An 18,577-nucleotide genomic window follows, 5' to 3' on the forward strand; every position below is an offset into this window, starting at 1 on the left:
GCGTTAGCGAACGCTCATTGACGATCGGTATGTTTTACGCCAGCGCGAGCCCGCCCACGAGCGTCCACGCCTGCACATGCCCCGCGCGGCGCAGGCACAGGGCGGCCTTCGCGCTACGGTTCCCACTGCGGCAGACGAATACGATCGGCCGTGCCGGATCGGACAGCCACGCCGGCAGGTGCTCGGCAAGGCGCGACAGCGGCACGTGGTGCGCCGCGCGGCCGTGCAAGGTGATTGCGCCGGCCGCCGCTTCGCCCGTTTCGCGCACGTCGACGAGCAGCGCGTCCGCGTGGCGGCGCAGGAACACGTCCAGCGCGTCGGGATGCAGCTGGCCCGGCGCGCCGGCATCGCGCAGCGCATTCACCGTCGCGCAGGCCAGGCCGTCGACATCGGTGCCGTGGCAGATCACGGCGCCGTCATGCGCGACCTGCGCCAGGCGGGTCGCATCGATGGCGCCGAAGACCTGGCGCACGGCCGTGCGCGGCAAGCGGCCGTCTTGCGCCTCGCCCAGCAGCCAGCCGTCCGGCAGGCGGGCCAGCACGGCGCCGCCGATGGGCATGCAGGGCACATGGCTGCCGTCGTCCAGCGCGACGGTGGCGCGCTCTGCCGCGTCGACGTCGGCCAGGCGCAGGCCCGCGTCGCGCGCCAGCGCGGCGATGCGTTCGACCTGTCCGGGCGGCGGATCGAGCGCGACGCAGGTTTCACCATCGAACACGATCCAGCCATGCCGCCCGTCGCCGCTGACCTGCATCACACCGGGATGCCCACCGCTCAGCGGCGATGTGCGCAACGCCTCGCCGCAGCGGCGGATGCGCGCGCAGGCGGCGTCGACGAAGGCATCGTCGGCGAGCGGCCCGATCGACAGGCGCACGGCGCCGCCGCTGCGCCACAGGGGCAGTCCCATCGCATCGAGGACGTAGCTGGGCGCGGCCTTGGCGGCGGAACAGGCCGAGCCCGCGCTGACGCGCACGCCGGCCGCGTCGAACAGGTCGAGCAGGTCCTTGCTGGAGACGCCGGGCACGGCGACATTCAGCGTGGTCGGCAGGGTGTGTTCGAACGGCGCGTTGAAGACGATGCCGGGAAACGCGTCGCGCAACGCGGCCGCAAGTCGGTCGCGCATGGCGGCCAGCTCGGCGTGGGTGCGGAACGTCGTGCCCTCTTCCAGTGCGGCCAGCACGGCGCCGAGCGCGGCGATGCCGGCCATGTTTTCCGTGCCGGAGCGCTGGCCGCCTTCCTGGCCGCCGCCGATCATCAGCGGCGTGTAGGGCGCGCCGTCGCGCACGTACAGGATGCCGATGCCTTTCGGCGCGTGCAGCTTGTGGCCGGAGAACGGCGCGTAATCGATGCGCGTGTTCGCGAGATCCAGCGGCAGCTTGCCCAGCGCCTGCACGCAGTCGACCATCCAGCAGGCTTTCGATCCGCTCGCGCGCAGCACACGGGCAATGCCGTCCAGGTCCGAGATGGCGCCCGTCTCGTTGTTGGCCGCCATGGTGCAGACCATGGCCGCGCGCGGCGCCAGGTCGCGCAGCACGTCCAGGCGGTGGCGTCCTGCGGCGTCGACGGGCAGCGGCTGCAAGGTGAGCCCCGTGCCGAGCAGGCGGTTCCAGTGCGCGAGGCTTTCCGACACGGCCTTGTGTTCGGTGGCGCCGTAGACCAGCAGGTCGCCGCAGTCTTCCCCGGCCGCGCGGCGCTCGCGCACGGCGACGAGCGCCGACAGCACGGCGGTCTGGATGCCTTCCGTGGCACCGCTCGTGAACAGCACGCGCCCAGGTCCGGCACCGAGCACGCGGCGGGCGCGCGCACGGGTCGTGTCGAGGATGCGTTTGGCGCGCAGGCCGGTGGCGTGGCTGCTGCTCGGATTGCCGAACGAGGCCTCCATCGCCTCGACCGCGGCGGTGATTGCGGAAGGCAGGACCGGCGAAGTGGCGTTTGCGTCGAGGTAGAGGTCGGGGGCCATAAAATAATTGCTAAAAGTCCAAAAATAAATGCGCCAGCAGCGCGATTGTTGAGTAATATGTTACGGTTAGGTGCCGAAAATGACGTACTAAAGAATCTTTGATTTTTCCTGCGCTGAAGAACGAACATTCTAGAGACCGTGCGATGGACAAGATGAATTCACTCGACAAATACGACTGCGCGATCCTGGCCGCCCTGCAGGCCGACGCCACGCTGTCGATTTCCGGCCTGAGCGAAAAGGTCGGGCTCTCCAGCACCCCCTGCTGGAAACGCGTCAAACGCCTGGAAGAAGAGGGATACATCGAGAGCCGGGTCAGCATCGTCAACCGGCACAAGGTCGGCCTGCCCGTGACGGTATTCGTCAGCGTGCGCACCAACGAGCACGACGAAAAATGGCTGGAGCGCTTCGCCTCCGCCGTCATCGCGCTGCCGGAAGTCCTGGAATTCCACCGCATGAGCGGCGACGTCGACTACCTGCTCAAGGTCGTCACGACCGACATCGACGGCTACGACCGTTTCTACAAAAAGCTGATCCGCACCGCGCAGCTGTCCGGCGTCTCCTCCGCGTTCTCGATGGAGCAGATCAAGTGCACCACCGCGCTGCCGCTGGAACTGATCACGCACGGGCTGCCCGCCTGAAGTTTGCACACTTCAGCGGGATCTCGAAAAAACCGTCGCGAGCGGCAGCACCGTTGTCCGAGAAGCGCAGCTGTACGGACGTACAGTGAGCATCGCAGGGCGACGGGGCAACGCGCAGTAGGTTTTTTGAGATCCCCATGCGATGATGGCGGCCGTTGAATAACAACGGAGACAACGGAATGGCATCAACCATCAAGACCCTGGCGCTGGCGGCGATCCTGCTCGCGACCGGGACCACCGCGCTCGCCCAGGACCAGGTCGTGCGCATCGGCGTGAGCGGCCCGCTGTCGGGTTCCAACGCCTTCGCCGGCAAGGACGACGAGAACGGCGTGCGCCTCGCGGTCGAGGAACTCAACGCGCAAAAGCTCAGGGTGGGCGGCAAGACGCTGAAATTCGAACTGCTGTCGGAAGACGACCAGGGCGACCCGAAAGCCGGCGTGAGCGTGGCGCAGAAGTTCGCCGACGCCGGCGTCAAGTTCGTGCTCGGCCCGTACAACTCGGGCGTGGCGATCCCCGCCTCGCGCGTCTACAACGATGCCGGCATCCTGATGTCGACCGTGGGCACGAGCCCCAAGATCACGCAGGCGCGCTACCCGAACGTGTTCCGCATCGTCGCCAGCGATGCCCAGGTGGGCGCATCGATGGCGTCGTACGCCGCCAGGGAACTCAAGATCAAGACGGTGGGCGTGATCGATGACCGCACCGCGTTCGGCCAGGGCATCGCCGACGAATTCGCGAAGCAGGCGCGCGCCTCGGGCGTGACCGTCGTCGGCCGCGAATTCACCAACGACAAGGCGAGCGATTTCTCCGCCATCCTGACCGCGTTCCGCGCGAAGAAAGTGGACGCCATCTTCTTCGGCGGCTATGCGCCGCAGGGCGCCCCGATGGCGCGCCAGATGAAGCAGCTGGGCATGGCGAACGTGCGCCTGCTGGGCGGCGACACGCTGTGCAGCCCCGAGATGGCCAAGCTGGGCGGCGATGCCGTCGGCGAGAACGTGATGTGCGCGCAGGCCGGCGCGACGCTCGACAAGCAGGCCAACGGCCCCGCGTTCAAGGCGAGATACAAACAGCGTTACCAGCGCGACCCGGACGTGTACGCGCCCGCGTTCTACGACCAGACGATGTTCATCGCCCGCGCCATGCAGGCCGCGAACACGACGGACGCCGCGGCCGTCGGCAAGCAGCTGCACACGATGAGCTACCAGGGCGTGGCCGGCACGTACGGCTACGATGCGAGCGGCAACCTGAAGAAGACGGCCGTCACGGTCTACACGTTCAAGGGCGGGCAGCTGGCGCCGCTGGCCAATTATTAAAGATCGCCCGTAAAGACTGGGCCTCGGGCGGTGCCGGGAGTATCCTTGGCGCCGCTTCCTTTACATCGTTCAAACATCATGAAACAGACCCTTACCCTGGGCACCATCGCCGCCGCCTGCCTCATCGCCTGCGCGCCGGCCCTCGCCGCCGACACCGCGGCCAAGCCCACGGCCGGCGCCACGAACGCCAGCGCCGCGTCGAAACAGCTGAACAGACTGGCCGACGACTACTGGGACGCCGAAGCGCGCTTCGATCCCGTCGCCGCCGGCGAAAGCGGCGACAACCGCTTCCCCGACCAGATCGGCATGACGATCGCACCGAAGAACATCGCCCACCAGTACGCGCTGTACAAGGGCTACCTGAAACGCCTGCACGCGATCCCGCGCGACGGCTTGTCCCAGCGCGACCAGACGAGCTACGACATCCTCGACTACGAACTCAAGACCGCGCTGCGCTTCGAGCCGTTCCCCGAGTACCTGCTGCCGCTGGACCAGATGGACGCGCTGCCGGTCACGCTAGCCAACTACAGCAGCGGCCAGCAGGCGCAGTCGCTGGTCACCGTGAAGGATTACCAGGCCTACCTGAGCCGCCTGAACCAGCTCGGTCCGTGGATCGACCAGGCCATCGCCAACATGCGCGAAGGGATGAAGCGCGGGATCGTGCAGCCGAAGGCGATCATGGAATCCGCCCTGCCCCAGTTCAAGCAGCTGGTCGTCGCCAAGGCCGAGGACAGCATCTATTACTCGCCCGTGAAGAACTTCCCGGCCGCGTTTTCGGATGCCGACAGGAAGAAGCTGACGGCCGCGTATCGCAGCACCATAGCCGGCAAGCTGAATCCCGCGTTGACGCGCCTGGCCGACTTCATCGAGCACGACTACCTGCCGGCCTGCCGCACGAGCACGGGCTGGAGCGCGCTGCCGCAGGGGATGGACTGGTATCTCGCGCGCGTCGCGAGCCAGACGACGACCGACCTGCAGCCGGAACAGATCCACCAGATCGGCTTGCGGGAAGTCGCGCGCATCCAGGGCGAGTTCGCGCGCATCGGTCCGAAGATGGGCTACGACGGCCCGCCGGCCGGCCTGCCGGTGTGGGTGTCGGAGCAGGCGAAGTACAAGCCGTTCAAGACCGAAGGCGAGATCATCGACGTCTACCGCCACCTGAACACGGTGCTGCAGGCGAAGCTGCCGGCGCTGTTCTCGCTGCGGCCGAAGACGCCGCTCGACCTGCGCCTGGAACCGGAACTGTCGCGCGCGACCGCGTCCGACCACTACACGCCGCCGGCCGTGGACGGCTCGCGTCCGGGCGTGTTCTGGTCCGTCGTGAACGACCCGAAGCAGTACGGCAGCACGGGCATGGTCACGCTGTTCCTGCACGAGGGCCAGCCGGGCCACCACTTCCACATCGCGCTGATGCAGGAGCTGGGCCTGCCGAACTTCCGCAAGTTCGGCGGCAACAACGCGTTCACGGAAGGCTGGGCGCTGTACGCCGAGACGCTGGGCAAGGAGATGGGCCTGTTCGACAAGCCCGAGGATTACTTCGGCCACCTGAACGACGAAATGCTGCGCGCCGTGCGCCTCGTCGTCGACACGGGCATGCACGCGAAGGGCTGGACGCGCGAGCAGTCGATCCAGTACATGCGCGAGACGCTGGGCTACACGGAAGCGGACGCGCGCAATGCGACGGAACGCTACATGGCGTGGCCGGCGCAGGCGCTGGGCTACAAGATCGGCGCGCTGAAGATCCAGGAACTGCGCGCCCGCGCGGAAAAGGAACTCGGCCCGAAATTCAGCCTGCCGAAGTTCCACGAGATCGTGCTGGGCGAAGGCACGCTGCCGCTGGCGCTGCTGGAAAAGAAGGTCGATCGCTGGATCGCCGAGAGCAAGTAATCATCCGAACGTGACGGTGACGGCCAATCCGCCCAGCCGTTGCGAGCGCCGCACCGCGACCCGTGCGCCATGCACGGCCGCGATGCGGCGCACGATCGACCATCCGAGACCGCTGCCGGTCGCGCCGTTGCCGGCTACGCGATAAAACCGTTCGCCGAGCCGCGCCAGGTCGGCGTCGGCCAGGCCCGCGCCGCCATCCTCGACGTCGAGCACGACCTCATCCCCTTCCCGCTGCAGATACACGCCGATGGCGGCCCCCGGCGGCGCATAACGCACCGCGTTGTCGACCAGGTTGCGGACCAGGACCGCCAGCAGCAGCGCATTCCCGCGCACGACGTACGTCCCCTGCGCATCCAGCTCGAGCCGCTGCGCCTTCGCCAGCGCGGCCGGCGCCAGCTCGGCCATCACGCCGCGCGTGACGCCCCCCAGTTCGACGCCGGCCATCTCGGGCGCCTGCGCGGACTCGACGCGGGCCAGCGTCAGCAGCTGGTCGATCAGGCGCGCCGCGCGGTCGCAGCCGGCGAGCAGCCCGTCCAGCGCGTGCGCGCGGGTCGCATCGTCCGTCGCGGCCTGCGCCACCTGCGCCTGCATGCGGATGGCCGCGACCGGCGTGCGCAACTCGTGCGCCGCGTCCGCCGTGAAGCGCCGCTCGTTCGCCAGCAGGTCGGCGATGCGTCCGAGCAGACCGTTGAGCGACGCGGCGAGCGGCAGCATTTCCGCGCTCATGCCATCGAGCGCGACGGGATCCAGCGCGTCCGGACGGCGCGCCGCCAGCGTGCGTCCCATCCGCCGCAGCGGCGCGAGGCCGCGCCGCACGGTCCACCACGTCGCGAGCCCCAGCACGGGCAGCGCGAGCGCGAGCGGCCACGACACGCCGCGCAGCACCGCGGCCAGGATCTCGCCGCGCGCATCGAGCCGCTCGCCGACGTACACCTGGCGCCGGCGCGCGGGATCATAGGCGGCGAACACGCGCCAGCGCGCGCCCGGCGCATCGACGAACGCGAAGCCGTCGCGCCGCGCGGCGGGACCGAACGGCAGCGCGGGCGCGTTGGCGGAACGCAGGACGAGGCGGCCATCGCGCCACACCTGGAAGGCCACGCGCGGCGCATAGCGATGGAGGATCGGCGCGTCGGGCGCCGCGACGTCCTCGTCGGCATCCGCGTCCTGCACGAGCAGCAGCGATGCCGACTGCGCGAGGTGCGCGTCGAGCAGTTCGTCCAGTTCGTGGCGCGTGTCGGACAGGGTCAGCGCGAGCGTCGCGGCCCACAGCGCCGCGAGCACGCCGAACATCAGCCCGAGCAGGCGGACCTGCAGCGAGGGGCCGCGACTCATGGCACAGCGGGATCGCGCAGCACGTAGCCGACGCCGCGGACCGTCTGGATCAACGCGCTCCCCAGCTTGCGCCGCAGGTTGTGGACGTGCACCTCGACGGCGTTGCTCTCCACTTCCTGGCCCCAGCTGTACAGGTGCTGTTCCAGCTGTTCGCGCGTCAGCACGCGGTTGGCATTCAGCATCAGCGCATGCAGCAGGTCGAATTCGCGCGTCGACAGCGTCACCGTCGTACCGTCCTTGCGCACGGTGCGGGCGGCGGGATCGAGTTCGACGTCGCCCGCGCGCAGGCGGTCGCGCGGCTGTCCATGCGCGCGCCGCACGAGGGCGCGCAGGCGCGCGGCCAGTTCGTGCAGGTCGACGGGCTTGACCACGTAGTCGTCGGCGCCGGCGTCGAGGCCGCGGATGCGGTCCGGCACGGCGTCGCGCGCGGTCAGCACGAGCACGGGCGTGGCCAGCCCGGCGGCGCGCACGGCCGCCAGCACGTCCATGCCGTCCCGGCGCGGCAGGCCCAGGTCGAGCACGGCCGCCGCGTAGTCCTGCGCGCGCAGTTCGCGCTCGGCCGCATCGCCGCTCTGCACCCAGTCGACCTGGAAGCCGAGCTGGCGCAGCCCGGCGCGCAGGCCGTCGCCGAGCAGGGGATCGTCTTCCGCGAGAAGGATGTGCATGCGCTCATTCTCCCACGCGGCGGGTCAGTCGTCACCGTCTTCGCCATGGGCCTCGGCCACCGCGACGGCGCCCAGGCCAGCGGCCGGATGGCTCAGCTGCCAGCCCCAGAACCCGAGCACGGCCGCCAGCAGCACGATGCCGACACCGCGCCGGGGCGTGGCGATGCCGTCGGCGGGCGCACCGCGCTTGCGGCCGCTGAACATGGCCGCGACGAGGTTCTCGCGATGCAGCCAGCCCGACACGACGACCGCCGCCACGTGCAGCCCGACGAGGCCCAGCATCAGGTTCGCCAGCACTTCGTGCAGATCTTCGTACGCGTCGCCCAGCGTGTACGTCGCCAGGCCGGCGGCGGCGGCCGTCACGGCCAGCGCCAGCAGGGCCACGATCGCAAGGCCGCCGGCGGGATTGTGGCCGGGGTAGTGCTGCGGCTGGCCGCGTACGAGGCCGCCGAGATAGCGCATGGCAGCGCGCGGCCCGCGCACGAAATCGCCGAAGCGGGCGTGGCGCGTGCCGACGAGGCCCCACGCGACGCGCAGGACGGCCAGCGCCAGCACGGTGCAGCCGAGGGTCACGTGCACCAGCATCCAGCGCTCGTGGCCGGCCGTCAGCCAGGCGCCGGCGAAGCTGGCCGCCAGCAGCCAGTGGAATATGCGGACCGGCAGGTCCCACACAAGAACGTTTTTCATGCTTGCCTCCTGATCGATGGGCCGGACATCTCCCGACCCTCATCATCGGCAAGCCTGCTTAAGGTTTTCTTATCGCCTCATTTGGAGGGCACGATCCGCCACACGACGCCGCCGCCGTCGTCCACGACGAGCAGCGCGCCATCCGCCGCTACCGTCACGGCCGCCGGACGGCCCCACACGTCGCGGTCGGACAGCACCATGCCGGTCATGAAGTCCTGGTACTGGCCCGTCGGCGCGCCGTTCTTCATCATCACGCGCACGACCTTGTAGCCGGTGCGGATGCCGCGGTTCCACGAGCCGTGCAGCGCCAGGAAGATGTCGCCGTCGTACTCTTTCGGGAACGCGTGCTTCGCGCCCGCCGGGGCGTGGTACACGGTCATGCCCAGCGGCGCGGAGTGCGCCTGGATCAGCGTGTCGGGCACGGTGATCCTGTCCTTCAGGTCCGGACGGACGCCCTTCAGGCGCGGGTCTTCGTGCGCGCCCAGGTAGTACCACGGCCAGCCGTAGAAGCCGCCGCGCTTCACGCGCGTGACGTAGTCCGGCGGCAGGTTGTCGCCCAGTTCGTCGCGCTCGTTGACGCTGCAATACAGGTCGCCCGTGTCCGGATGCACGAACATGCCGACGCAGTTGCGCAGGCCGTTCGCGTAGTTGCGGCGGTTCTTTCCGTCCGGGTCGAACGCGAGCACGGTGGCGCGGTCGGTCTCCAGGTTCCACGCGCCGCCCAGGCCGTGCGCGGCTTCCCATTGCGCGAGCGGCTGCGGCGGCGTGGCGCCGATGCCTTCGCCGACGTTGGTGGCCGAGCCGACCGACACGAACAGGGTTTTACCGTCCTGCGAGAACGCGAGCGAGCGCGTGATGTGGTTGCCCAGGCCGTCGACGATCTTCTCGACGATGGTTTCGGGCTTGCCCTTCGCCTTCAGGTCGCCCGCCGCATACGGGAAGCGCACGACGGAATTCGCGTTGGCCACGTACAGGTATCTCGGATTCGCGGCCGGCCACAGCGCGAGGCCGTAAGGGCGCGACAGGTCCGTTGCGAACACGCTGTCCGTGCCCACCTTGGCGCCATCGGCCGACAGGCGCAGGATGCGGACTTCGCCCTTGCCCGAATCGGCCAGGATGATGTCGCCGTTCGGCGCGCGCAGCGCGTAGCGCGCCTTGCCCGTCTCGGCCAGCACGCCGACCTTGAAGCCTTTGGGCACGGCCGGCAGCGCGCCGTCGGGACGCTTCGCGAGCTTGGGCCCATTGCCCGCGCTCTCGCTGGCAAACGGTGCGACGAGCTGGTCGACCGTGATGTGATGCACGTCGCCCGGCTTGTCGTCGGTCCAGGCACCGGCGCGCGCGCCCGCCGCGGCCGCGGTTTTCGGGGCGGCCGATTTGCCGCTTTGCGCCGCCAGGTAATCGATCACCGCGCCGCGCGCCTTCGCATCCGCGATCCCGATCGGCATCGCGGTCCCCGGCACATCCCTGGTCGGGTCGCGCAGGAAGACGTCGAGCTCCGCGCGCGTCCACGTCTTGCCGGCCGCGCCGGCCTTCGACAGCGCATCCGTGTAGTTGTAGCCCGGTGCCGAACCGGCCTTGCGGCCCACGACGTTGAACAGCGGCGGACCCGCGCGCGAGCCCATGGCGGCATCGGCCGTGTGGCAGCTGGCGCAGTTCTGTTCGAAATAGGTCTGGCCCGCGGATGGTGCGGCCGACACACCCGATGCGGCACCCAGCAGCGCCAGCGTGGCGGCGATCTTGTAGTTCATTTTTTCTCCCCCAGGTAAATCAGTCGATCATGAAGACCGGATAACGGCGCCACTCCGGCTCGCGCCAGCGCGCGCAGTTGGCGAAGATGAAGTCGAGCACCGCGCCCTGGTCCTTCAGCAGGTCCGGATTGGCGGCCTTCCACGCGCCGAACTTCGCGGCCAGTTCCGGCTCGGCGGCCAGCAGGCGCTCGGCCTCGTCCTCGAACACGTAGTCCGAATAGGCTTCCTTCTTTTCCAGCACGCTGTTGAAGAAGCCCCAGCGGAAGAAGCTGTCGTGGGCCTGCGGCTCCAGTGTCTCGACGGCGTAGCGGGCCTGGTCCTGGTCGAGCGGGACGAGGTAGTCGCCGGCGCGGATGACGACCGTCTCGCGCACGCGCTCCAGCTGCACGTCGTCGTGGAACATATGGCCTTCGTACGCGTGCGGCCGCGTCGTCAGCGCCGCGATGCGGTACACGGAGACTTCCTGCGTGCGCTCGGCTTCCACGCGCTCGAGCCTGACGCCGTTCCAGCGCAGGCGCTCGATCGCTTCGCGCCATTGCTGCGGCACGACGTACGCCGTCGGTGCCGGCACGACGACGTCGGCCGGGAAGCGGTTGTAGTGCGCGATGTCGCGCTCGAACGGCTCGTTGCGGTCGTAGTACAGGCGCTGGTAGTCGCCCAGCACGCTGGCCTTGTACTTCGCCGCATAACCCTTGAAGCGGAACGTCGACGGATTCGCCTCGTCCATCGCCCAGTGCACGGGCCATTCGCGGCGCGTGCGGCCGGCCGCGCGGGTGGCGCGGCGCATCTGCACGATCCTGTCGCCATTGGCGACGGTGAAGTCCAGCGCCGTCTCGACGAGCGCGCGCATCGAGTGGTAGCGGTCGGCGAACGGTTTCAGCATGTGCGTCTCGGGCATGAAGCCGATCGTGTCGTGCAGCGCCGCATAGCCCGTCGAGAAGCGCGCCGTCTCGAGGAAGTCGGCGATGCCGTCATCCGGGCTGTCCTTGACCGGGTTCACGTACGGGCACGTGGGCCAGCCGCGCCTGTCCATCTCCGCGTACAGCGCGGGCAGCATCTCGTCGCGCAGGAAGGCGCCGAGGCCGCCGCCCAGCTTGTCGGCCTGGGTCGGGATCAAGGTCATCGTGTAGCTGTAGTCGGCGCCGTTGGACGTGTGCGTATCGACCATCACGTCCGGGTCCCATTCCGTGAACAGTTTATTGAACGTCTGTGCCGTCAGGGTGTCGCACTTGACGAAATCGCGGTTCAGGTCGAGGTGGCGGCTGTTGCCGCGAAAGCCGAACGACTCCGGGCCGTCCTGGTTCACGCGCGACGTATCGGCGCGGTTGAACGCGCCGTCCACGTTGTACAGCGGGACGAACAGGAACACGGTCCTGCCCAGCGCCGCGAGGCGGTCCGGCTGCTGGCACAGGTCGCGCACGAGCGCCATGCACGCATCGACGCCTTCCGGTTCGCCCGGATGGATGCCGTTGTTGTTGAAGAAGACGGGGCGGCCCGCGGCCTTGATCCGCGCGCGGTCGAACACGCCGTCGGCCGAGATCACGCCGGCGTGGATCGGCACGCCCGCGTCGGAGGTCCCGACCACGGAAAAGCGCAGCACCTGGGGGTATTGGTGCGCGAGGTTGTCGTACCAGGCGATGCAATCGGACCAGGTCGTGGTCTGATTCTGGTTGCCCTTCTCGAAAGGCGTCTGCAATGCGTTGAGCATGGTGGTGGTTTGCTAGCGAATGGTAGATCGAGGTCGCTACTCTACCCCAGAAGACTGCTTTCAGGCAGTCGCCACGTCGCTGAGCGGGAGGGTGATGGCGACGAGGGTGCCCTCGCCGGGGCGCGACTGCACGTGGATGCTGCCGCCGAGGGCGAACACGCGCTCGCGCATGCCGATGATGCCGATGCCTTCCGACGCGACGGCCGGATCGAAGCCTTCGCCGTCGTCCTGCACCTCGATGTGCAGCGCGCCGTCCTCGTCGGACAGGGCGAGACTCACGCGCGCGAAGCCGGCCTGCGAGTGCTTCATGATGTTCGACAGCGCTTCCTGCACGATGCGGTAGGCGGAGATGGCGAGTTCGTTGCCGATCTTCGAGAAGTCGCCCTGGGATTCGAATTCGAAGTGCACGCCGGAGCTGCTGCGGTAGTGGCTGACCATCTCCTCGACGGCGCCGTGCAGGCCCAGCATGTCCAGCACTTCCGGACGCAGGCGGCGCACGAGGCGGCGGCCGTTCGCGTACAGGTCCAGCGCCAGCTTGGTGATGGCCTGCGCCTTGGCGCGGATCTGGTCGATCTCGTCGCCCGGCGTGACCTTGGCCGCGAGCTGCTGGATCGTCTGCGATTCCAGGCGCACGGCGATCAGGGACGCGTTCAACTCGTCGTGGATCTCGACGGCGATGCTCTTGCGTTCTTCCTCGATGATGCTGTTGACCTTCTGGATCAGCTTGCGCTTGTCGGCGTCGGCGCGCAGCGCCTCGTTGCGCGACGCGAGCAGGTCGCGCGTGCGCTCGGCCACCTTGTTTTCCAGGTCCTGCTTGGACTGGTCCAGCGCCACCGACATCTCGCCGATCGACGCCTGCAGTTCGCCCACCTCGCCGCCCGTCGTGACGGGCAGCTGCACACGGTAGTTGCCGCCGCGGATGCGCCGCAGCACGGAGATCGCCTCGCGCAGCGGGACCGTGAGGCTGCGCGCGAGGATGTACGCGAGCGCGCCGCTCGCGGCCAGCGCCAGCGCGGCCATCGCCAGCTCGACGCGGAAGCGGTGCAGCTGCTTGGCCAGCATGTTCGTGGGCGACATCGTCACGCGCACGAGGCCCACGACTTCCGTCGTCAAAGTCGGCGGGCGGGTGTCGCTGGAGGCCGACACGTGCGGCGTGCCGTTGTCCGAGAACAGGTTGATCCAGACGACCTGCTTGCGGATCGGCGCCTCGAACGAGCGGCCCTCCGCCTCGATCGGGTGCTCGGACAGGGCGAACACCGTATTCTGACCGTTCATGTCGACGACGTCGATGCGGTACACGCTGCTGTCCGACTGCACCAGGCCGTTGATGGTCAGGCGCAGGTCGGACAGGTTGCCCGAGATGACGTTGTATTCGCTGGTCTCCGCGAGCGCGCGCGCGAGGATGCGGCCGCGTTCCGCCAGTTCCTCGTCGACCTGGGCGCGGTGCGCGTACCACGAGTACCAGACGAAGGACGTGAACAGCAGGGTCACGGGCAGCATGGTGATGAAGGCCATGCGCAGGCCGATGCTCCAGCCGCGCCAGAACTGCAGCGCGCCGGGGCGCAGCTTCGCGGGTCGCAAGGTGGCGGAGCGCAGCTTGGCGGCGCGCAGCGAGGCGTCACGGAGGGCGGCGGGGCGTTTCATGGCTGGCGTGCCGGCGCGGGCCGGGCAAAGTTGCGTACGTTGTCCGGCACCTCGACGTCGAGCGAGCGCGCGACGCCCTCGTTGACGATGGTGTGGAAATAGCGCGGGAACTGGGGTGGCGGCAGTTCGCCGCCGGCCACGTAGCTGGCCACGATCTCGGCCACCTGGGCGTTGATGTCCTCGACCTCGGAATACGTCGTCGCCAGCGCGCCGGCCTTGACCATGTCGGCCGAAAAGCCGATCACGCCCTGCTTCTTGCGGTAGGCCGAGAGCAGGATGTTGCGGAAGTTTTCCGTGTTGTAGACGGCGCTGTCGGGCAGCGCCAGCAGCACGTCGGTCTGCGCGATCTGGCCCAGCAGGCGGTTGATGCCCTCGTCCGAATCGCCCTCCAGCACGTTCACGTGTTCGCCCTCCAGCAGCGGCTTGAGGAAGGCCGTGTCCGGACCGAGGATGGCGGCCACGCGCACGGGACGCCGGTACAGCAGGGCCACGAGGCGCAGCTGGTCGACCGGCGCCGGTTCCGCGTACACGGCCGTGAACATGGCCGCGCGCGCGGGCGGCAGCGTGCCGAGGATGGAGCGCACGACCTGGCTCGACGTGAACGTGGAGACGACGACGCAGTCGCAGCGGCGCTGCGCCACCTCGCGCAGCGCGGCCGGACCGACGGTCACGTACAGCATGCGCCGGTGCTGGGCCAGTTCGGTGCGGAACACGGCGAACACGGGCACGAGCCGGCGCGTGATGTCGTCCACGATGCGGCGCGTGATGGCGCTGTCGTCCGTCGTGACGACCTGGAAGCGGTAGCCCTGCACGGGTTCCGGCTTGATGTCGCGGGTGGCGAACGCGTGCGCGGACGTCGTCGACATCAGGGCGGCCAGCGACAGCACCACATTGGGTCCCTGCCTGCGCAGGGACGACGTACGGACGCAGGCACCGTCGTTCCCGCGCGGGCGGGAACCCAAGTTGGCAAACCGGAGCACGGACGACAACACGGCAACGAAACGGGTCAGGGCTCGATCAAGCCATGCTTGACGGCGAGCTTGGTGATGTACGCCTGCCGGTGTACGCCGAGCTTCTCCTTCACGGACTGGCTGATGTTGCTGATGGTCTTGGTCGACAGGTTGAGGCGCTCGGCGATCTCCATATTGGTCAGCCCCTCGGCCATCAATTTGAAGATCTCCAGGCTGCGCTCGTCCAGCTGCGACTGCGGCGAGACGTCGCCGCGCACGGCCAGGCTGGCCAGGCGCTCCGCGATCTGCGGCAGGAAATACAGCTTGCCCGCGTGCGCGTGGCGCACGGCGTCGGCCAGGTCGGCCGGGTCGCAATCCTTGGTCACGAAGGCGTGCGCGCCCAGGCGGTAGGTTTCCTTGATCAGGCTGTCCTGGTCGAACTGGCTGAGGAACACGATCTTGGCCTTCGGGTCGGTCCGGAGGATGTTCTGCGCCGCGTCCATCCCCGTCAGCTCGGTACCGAAGCGGATGTCGAGCACCGCCACGTCCGGCTTGAATTCCGCATACATCGCGGCCGCCTCGCTCGGGCTCTTGGCCTGGCCCACCACTTCCATTCCCTGCGCCGACAACGACATCGCGAACCCGGTCATCACGATCGGGTGGTCGTCCGCCAGCATCACGCGGATCGGCTTTTGCTCTTTCTGCACGTTCGATTCTCCAGGCTACTTCTGCTTTCAGGCGAAAGCACAGAGACGATTATTCCACACAACAGCACCGGGCGCGAGGCGGCATGCATCCATATTCCGACTTGTCAAGACGGCCACGGCAATAAAGTGGAAGGCCACATTGCCATTAAATCGCTTTACCTATTGCTATTAGATAGCATATATTGATTCCGTTCGATGGATTTTACGCTTCACTCCGTTTTACCTCCGGCAATGCCGGTACAACAACAAGGAGGATGGCCATGCAATTCACGAGTCTCCCGGGCGCCAACCGCCCCGATGCGAAAACCGCGAAATTCGTCCTCGTCGCCGCCCTGCACGTGGCACTCGGCGCCGTGTTCATCCACAGCATCAACACGAAGAAGATTTCCCTGTCCAGCCTGCCGGAGCAGGTGCTCGTCATGATCGAGCCGGAACGCCCGACGCCGCCGCCACCGCCCGAGCCGCCGAAGCCCACGCAGCAACTGGCGCCGCCGGACGTCGTGGTGCCGAAGGTCGAGGTGGACGTCGCTCCGCCGCGGGTGCCGAACCCCATCCAGGCGACCACGGCAGCCGAGCCGTCGCCGTTCCCGGCCATGCCGTCCGACCCCGTGCCGGACGCGCCGGCCACGCCCAGCGCCAACCCGGGCCAGCTGCGCACGGCGGTGTTCGCGGACGCCAATGGCTGCGCCCTGCCCGACTATCCGGCCGCGGCCGCGCGCCGGGGCGACACCGGGACCACGACCCTGGCGCTGCTCGTGGGCGCCGACGGCCGCGTGAGTTCCTCGCGCATCGAACAATCGAGCGGGTCGCGCGACCTCGATCGCGCCGCCATCAATGCCCTGACGCAGTGCACATTCAAGCCCGCCACGAACAACGGCGTCGCGCAAGCCGGCTGGGCGAAGCTGGCCTTCGTCTGGAAGCTCGACTAGTTGGTGGCGAACAAAGGAAAACGCACGATGCGTCACTTACCTCGACCGGCCGTGTGGGCGGCCTGCGGCCTGGCCTTCCTCCTCGCCTGGCTCATGCTGCAGCCGCGCGCGGCGCCGGTGCCGACCGGCCCGTTCGTCCCCGGATTCAGCGCCGCGCGTGCACAGGCGCACGTGCAAGTGCTCGCGCAGGCGCCGCGTCCGGCCGGCAGCGTCACGAACGCCCGTGCGCGCGCGTACCTGCTGGCGCGCATCCGCGCGCTCGGCCTCGAACCCGAGGTCCAGGTCGACACCGTGTCCGCGACATCGTGGGACTGGATGTCGCATGGGCAGAGCACGATGGCGACCGCGCGCAACATCGTCGTGCGCAAGCGGGGCGGTGCGCGCCATGGCGCCGTGCTGGCCATGGCCCACTACGATTCCGCCGCGCCGACGCCCGGCGCGGCCGACGGCGGCGCGTCCGCCGCCGCGCTGCTGGAAACCATGCGCGTCCTCCAGGCCGGGCCGGCACTCGACAACGACCTGCTGTTCGTCTTCACGGACGCCGACACGGTACAGGCGATGGGTGCGCGCGCCTTCATGCAATCGCACCCGTGGGCGAAGCAGGTGCGCGTCGCCCTGCGCTTCGACAATGCCGGCAACCGCGGCCCGCTCGAATTGATCGACGCGGCGCACGCGGACGGCTTTGCGCTGGACGCCTGGGCGCGTGCGGCGCCGCAACCGCAAGGCTCGTCCTTCATGGCCGAGTTGTACGACCGCCTGCCGCAAAGCGCGGGCGCCGCGCCGCTGGCGACGGGCGCCTTTCCCGTGCTGCACTTCGCCACGACGCGGGGACCGCTGGGCCGGGAAGGCATGCACGACGTGCCGCAGCGCCTGTCCAGCGCGAGCCTGCAGCACGAGGGCGAGACGATGCTCGCGCTGCTGCGCCGCCTCGGCAACGCCAACCTGGCGCTGGTCTCTCCCCCGCACGGCCAGGTGTATTTCGCGCTGCCGCTCGCCGGCATGGTCCACTACGATGCCCGCCTGACCTGGCCGCTGGCGCTGCTCTGCTGCGCGCTGGGCGCCTGGGCCTGCCGCGCGGCCCTGCGCAACCGCATCTCCGCCACCGACATCGTCGACGCCATGTTCAGCGTCCTGTTCATCACGATCTGCGCCACCTTCGCCGCTTACCTGTGCCGCGAGGCGCTGCCGGTGCTGCAGGCCCGCTATCCGGCCGCCGTCCTCGCCGACGACGGCGGCGTGCGCTGGCAGCTGGCGGCCTTCATGCTGGTGCCGGCCGCCGTCTTCATCGCGCTGCAGCGGCGCCTGCAGCAGCGGCTCGGCGTCGCGGCGACGGCGCTGGGCGTACTGCTGGCCACCGACGTCGCACTCGTCGCGACCTGCGTACGCGCACCCGGCGCCAGCTACGCGCTGGCGTGGCCGCTGCTGGCCGGGCAGGCCGCATGGCTCGTACTCATGGGCGCACGCGCGTGGACGCCGGCCCGGCGCGCGGCCATCGCGGCCGCCGGAGCGCTGCCGGCCCTCGTCCTGCTGCTGCCGGCGGTGTGCGCGAGCTTCGCGTTCTTCACGCCGGCGTGGCTCGTGCTGCCCTCGAGCCTCGTGTGCCTGCTGGCGGGGCTGTGCGGCATGGCCCTCGATGCGCTCGCGCGGCGCTGGCTCGTGCGGCCGCTGCTGGCCGGCGCCGGCGTCTCGTTCGGCATGGCGTATGCGGCCGTGCCGCAGGTGCCCGATCTGCCGGCGCCGAACCGGCTCGTGTACTACAAGGACACCCCGAGCTGGCAGGCGTTCTGGCTGCATCCGGCCGGGCCGCTCGATGCGTGGACGCGCCAGGTCTTCCCCAACACACTGCATCCGTATCCGCTGCCCTACCTGTTCGGGCCCGACGCGGATCCCGTGTGGTACGCGGCGGCGCAGAAGGACGACGGCATCGCCTGGCCCGGCCTCGTCATCGACAAGGACGAGCGCAGCCCCCGGCGGCGCCACGTGGAATTCACGCTGCGCTCGAAGAACCGCGCGCCCGACATCGTCGTGCGCGTGCAGGGCGCGTGCCCGTGGCGCACGAGCGTCAACGGCCGCGTGCTGACGGAGAAATCGTGCTTCAGCTGGCGTCTCGCCTTGCACGGCATGGGAGACGAGACATTGCGCTTCGCGTTCGACTTCCAGGGCGATCCGCCGTTCCTCGTGTACATCCAGGAACGCATCCCCGGCCTGCCCGCCCGCGACCTGCCGCCCCGTCCCGCCGGCCTGCCGCCGCTGCTGCCGCTGTCGGGGACCACGGTGGCGGCCGACGTGCTGCGGTTTCCCTGAGCAGCGCCGGCTCTACGATGCGGATCCCGACAACGGCTCCGCGGGCATGGCGCAGCAGGCGCAGGGTGGCCGATGCGCCGGCCATGCCTGCGTGGGAGAAGGACGACC

The 18,577-nt window shown here is 69.1% G+C and carries 14 protein-coding genes; 5 read left to right on the top strand and 9 right to left on the bottom strand.

What is annotated here, in order from left to right; translation table 11 throughout:
• Positions 1–34: 34 nt before the first annotated feature.
• Complete coding sequence (locus ACEN9H_RS28645) at positions 35–1,957, bottom strand: aminotransferase class V-fold PLP-dependent enzyme (RefSeq protein WP_413672939.1); 1,923 nt, start codon at positions 1,955–1,957, stop codon at positions 35–37.
• A gap of 152 nt (positions 1,958–2,109) precedes the next feature.
• Between ACEN9H_RS28645 and ACEN9H_RS28650 the strand changes: the two genes are divergently transcribed.
• The 3 genes from ACEN9H_RS28650 to ACEN9H_RS28660 all read left to right on the top strand — a co-directional run bounded on the left by ACEN9H_RS28650 (position 2,110) and on the right by ACEN9H_RS28660 (position 5,795).
• Positions 2,110–2,595, top strand: a complete 486-nt coding sequence (locus ACEN9H_RS28650; protein WP_056128727.1) for an Lrp/AsnC family transcriptional regulator — start codon at positions 2,110–2,112, stop codon at positions 2,593–2,595.
• Between the two features lie 179 nt (positions 2,596–2,774).
• Complete coding sequence (locus ACEN9H_RS28655) at positions 2,775–3,908, top strand: branched-chain amino acid ABC transporter substrate-binding protein (protein ID WP_413672940.1); 1,134 nt, start codon at positions 2,775–2,777, stop codon at positions 3,906–3,908.
• Between the two features lie 78 nt (positions 3,909–3,986).
• Positions 3,987–5,795, top strand: coding sequence for a DUF885 domain-containing protein (locus ACEN9H_RS28660; RefSeq protein WP_413672941.1), 1,809 nt, complete (start codon positions 3,987–3,989; stop codon positions 5,793–5,795).
• Here ACEN9H_RS28660 and ACEN9H_RS28665 read toward each other — a convergent pair whose 3' ends face one another.
• The 8 genes from ACEN9H_RS28665 to ACEN9H_RS28700 all read right to left on the bottom strand — a co-directional run bounded on the left by ACEN9H_RS28665 (position 5,796) and on the right by ACEN9H_RS28700 (position 15,236).
• The gene (locus ACEN9H_RS28665; RefSeq protein WP_413672942.1) at positions 5,796–7,127 is read right to left on the bottom strand and encodes an ATP-binding protein; all 1,332 of its coding nucleotides are present in this window, start codon (positions 7,125–7,127) and stop codon (positions 5,796–5,798) included.
• Positions 7,124–7,792: a response regulator gene (locus ACEN9H_RS28670; RefSeq protein ID WP_413672943.1), complete on the bottom strand. Its 669-nt coding sequence runs from the start codon at positions 7,790–7,792 to the stop codon at positions 7,124–7,126. The genes ACEN9H_RS28665 and ACEN9H_RS28670 overlap by 4 nt, the downstream gene beginning before the upstream one ends.
• A gap of 24 nt (positions 7,793–7,816) precedes the next feature.
• Positions 7,817–8,479 carry a cytochrome b/b6 domain-containing protein gene (locus tag ACEN9H_RS28675; protein ID WP_413672944.1) on the bottom strand — a complete coding sequence of 221 codons (663 nt, stop codon included), beginning with the start codon at positions 8,477–8,479 and terminating at the stop codon, positions 7,817–7,819.
• A 77-nt stretch (positions 8,480–8,556) separates the two neighbouring features.
• Complete coding sequence (locus ACEN9H_RS28680; protein ID WP_413672945.1) at positions 8,557–10,227, bottom strand: PQQ-dependent sugar dehydrogenase; 1,671 nt, start codon at positions 10,225–10,227, stop codon at positions 8,557–8,559.
• 19 nt (positions 10,228–10,246) lie between these two features.
• Positions 10,247–11,935, bottom strand: coding sequence for a M14 family zinc carboxypeptidase (locus ACEN9H_RS28685; protein WP_413672946.1), 1,689 nt, complete (start codon positions 11,933–11,935; stop codon positions 10,247–10,249).
• A 60-nt stretch (positions 11,936–11,995) separates the two neighbouring features.
• Positions 11,996–13,579 carry an ATP-binding protein gene (locus tag ACEN9H_RS28690; RefSeq protein WP_082577329.1) on the bottom strand — a complete coding sequence of 528 codons (1,584 nt, stop codon included), beginning with the start codon at positions 13,577–13,579 and terminating at the stop codon, positions 11,996–11,998.
• Positions 13,576–14,541, bottom strand: coding sequence for a hypothetical protein (locus ACEN9H_RS28695; RefSeq protein WP_413672947.1), 966 nt, complete (start codon positions 14,539–14,541; stop codon positions 13,576–13,578). Before ACEN9H_RS28695 ends, ACEN9H_RS28690 begins: the two co-directional genes overlap by 4 nt.
• 44 nt (positions 14,542–14,585) lie before the next feature.
• Positions 14,586–15,236 (bottom strand): response regulator, encoded by a 651-nt coding sequence (locus tag ACEN9H_RS28700; RefSeq protein WP_229412145.1) that lies wholly within the window; start codon positions 15,234–15,236, stop codon positions 14,586–14,588.
• Positions 15,237–15,496: 260 nt separating this feature from the next.
• Between ACEN9H_RS28700 and ACEN9H_RS28705 the strand changes: the two genes are divergently transcribed.
• Together ACEN9H_RS28705 and ACEN9H_RS28710 are read left to right on the top strand one after the other, a co-directional pair.
• The gene (locus ACEN9H_RS28705) at positions 15,497–16,165 is read left to right on the top strand and encodes an energy transducer TonB (protein ID WP_413672948.1); all 669 of its coding nucleotides are present in this window, start codon (positions 15,497–15,499) and stop codon (positions 16,163–16,165) included.
• A 27-nt stretch (positions 16,166–16,192) separates the two neighbouring features.
• The gene (locus ACEN9H_RS28710; protein ID WP_413672949.1) at positions 16,193–18,469 is read left to right on the top strand and encodes a M28 family peptidase; all 2,277 of its coding nucleotides are present in this window, start codon (positions 16,193–16,195) and stop codon (positions 18,467–18,469) included.
• Positions 18,470–18,577: the final 108 nt, after the last annotated feature.

The sequence above is a fragment of the Massilia cellulosiltytica genome, assembly GCF_047325105.1.
Classification (GTDB): Bacteria; Pseudomonadota; Gammaproteobacteria; order Burkholderiales; family Burkholderiaceae_D; genus Telluria; species Telluria orientalis.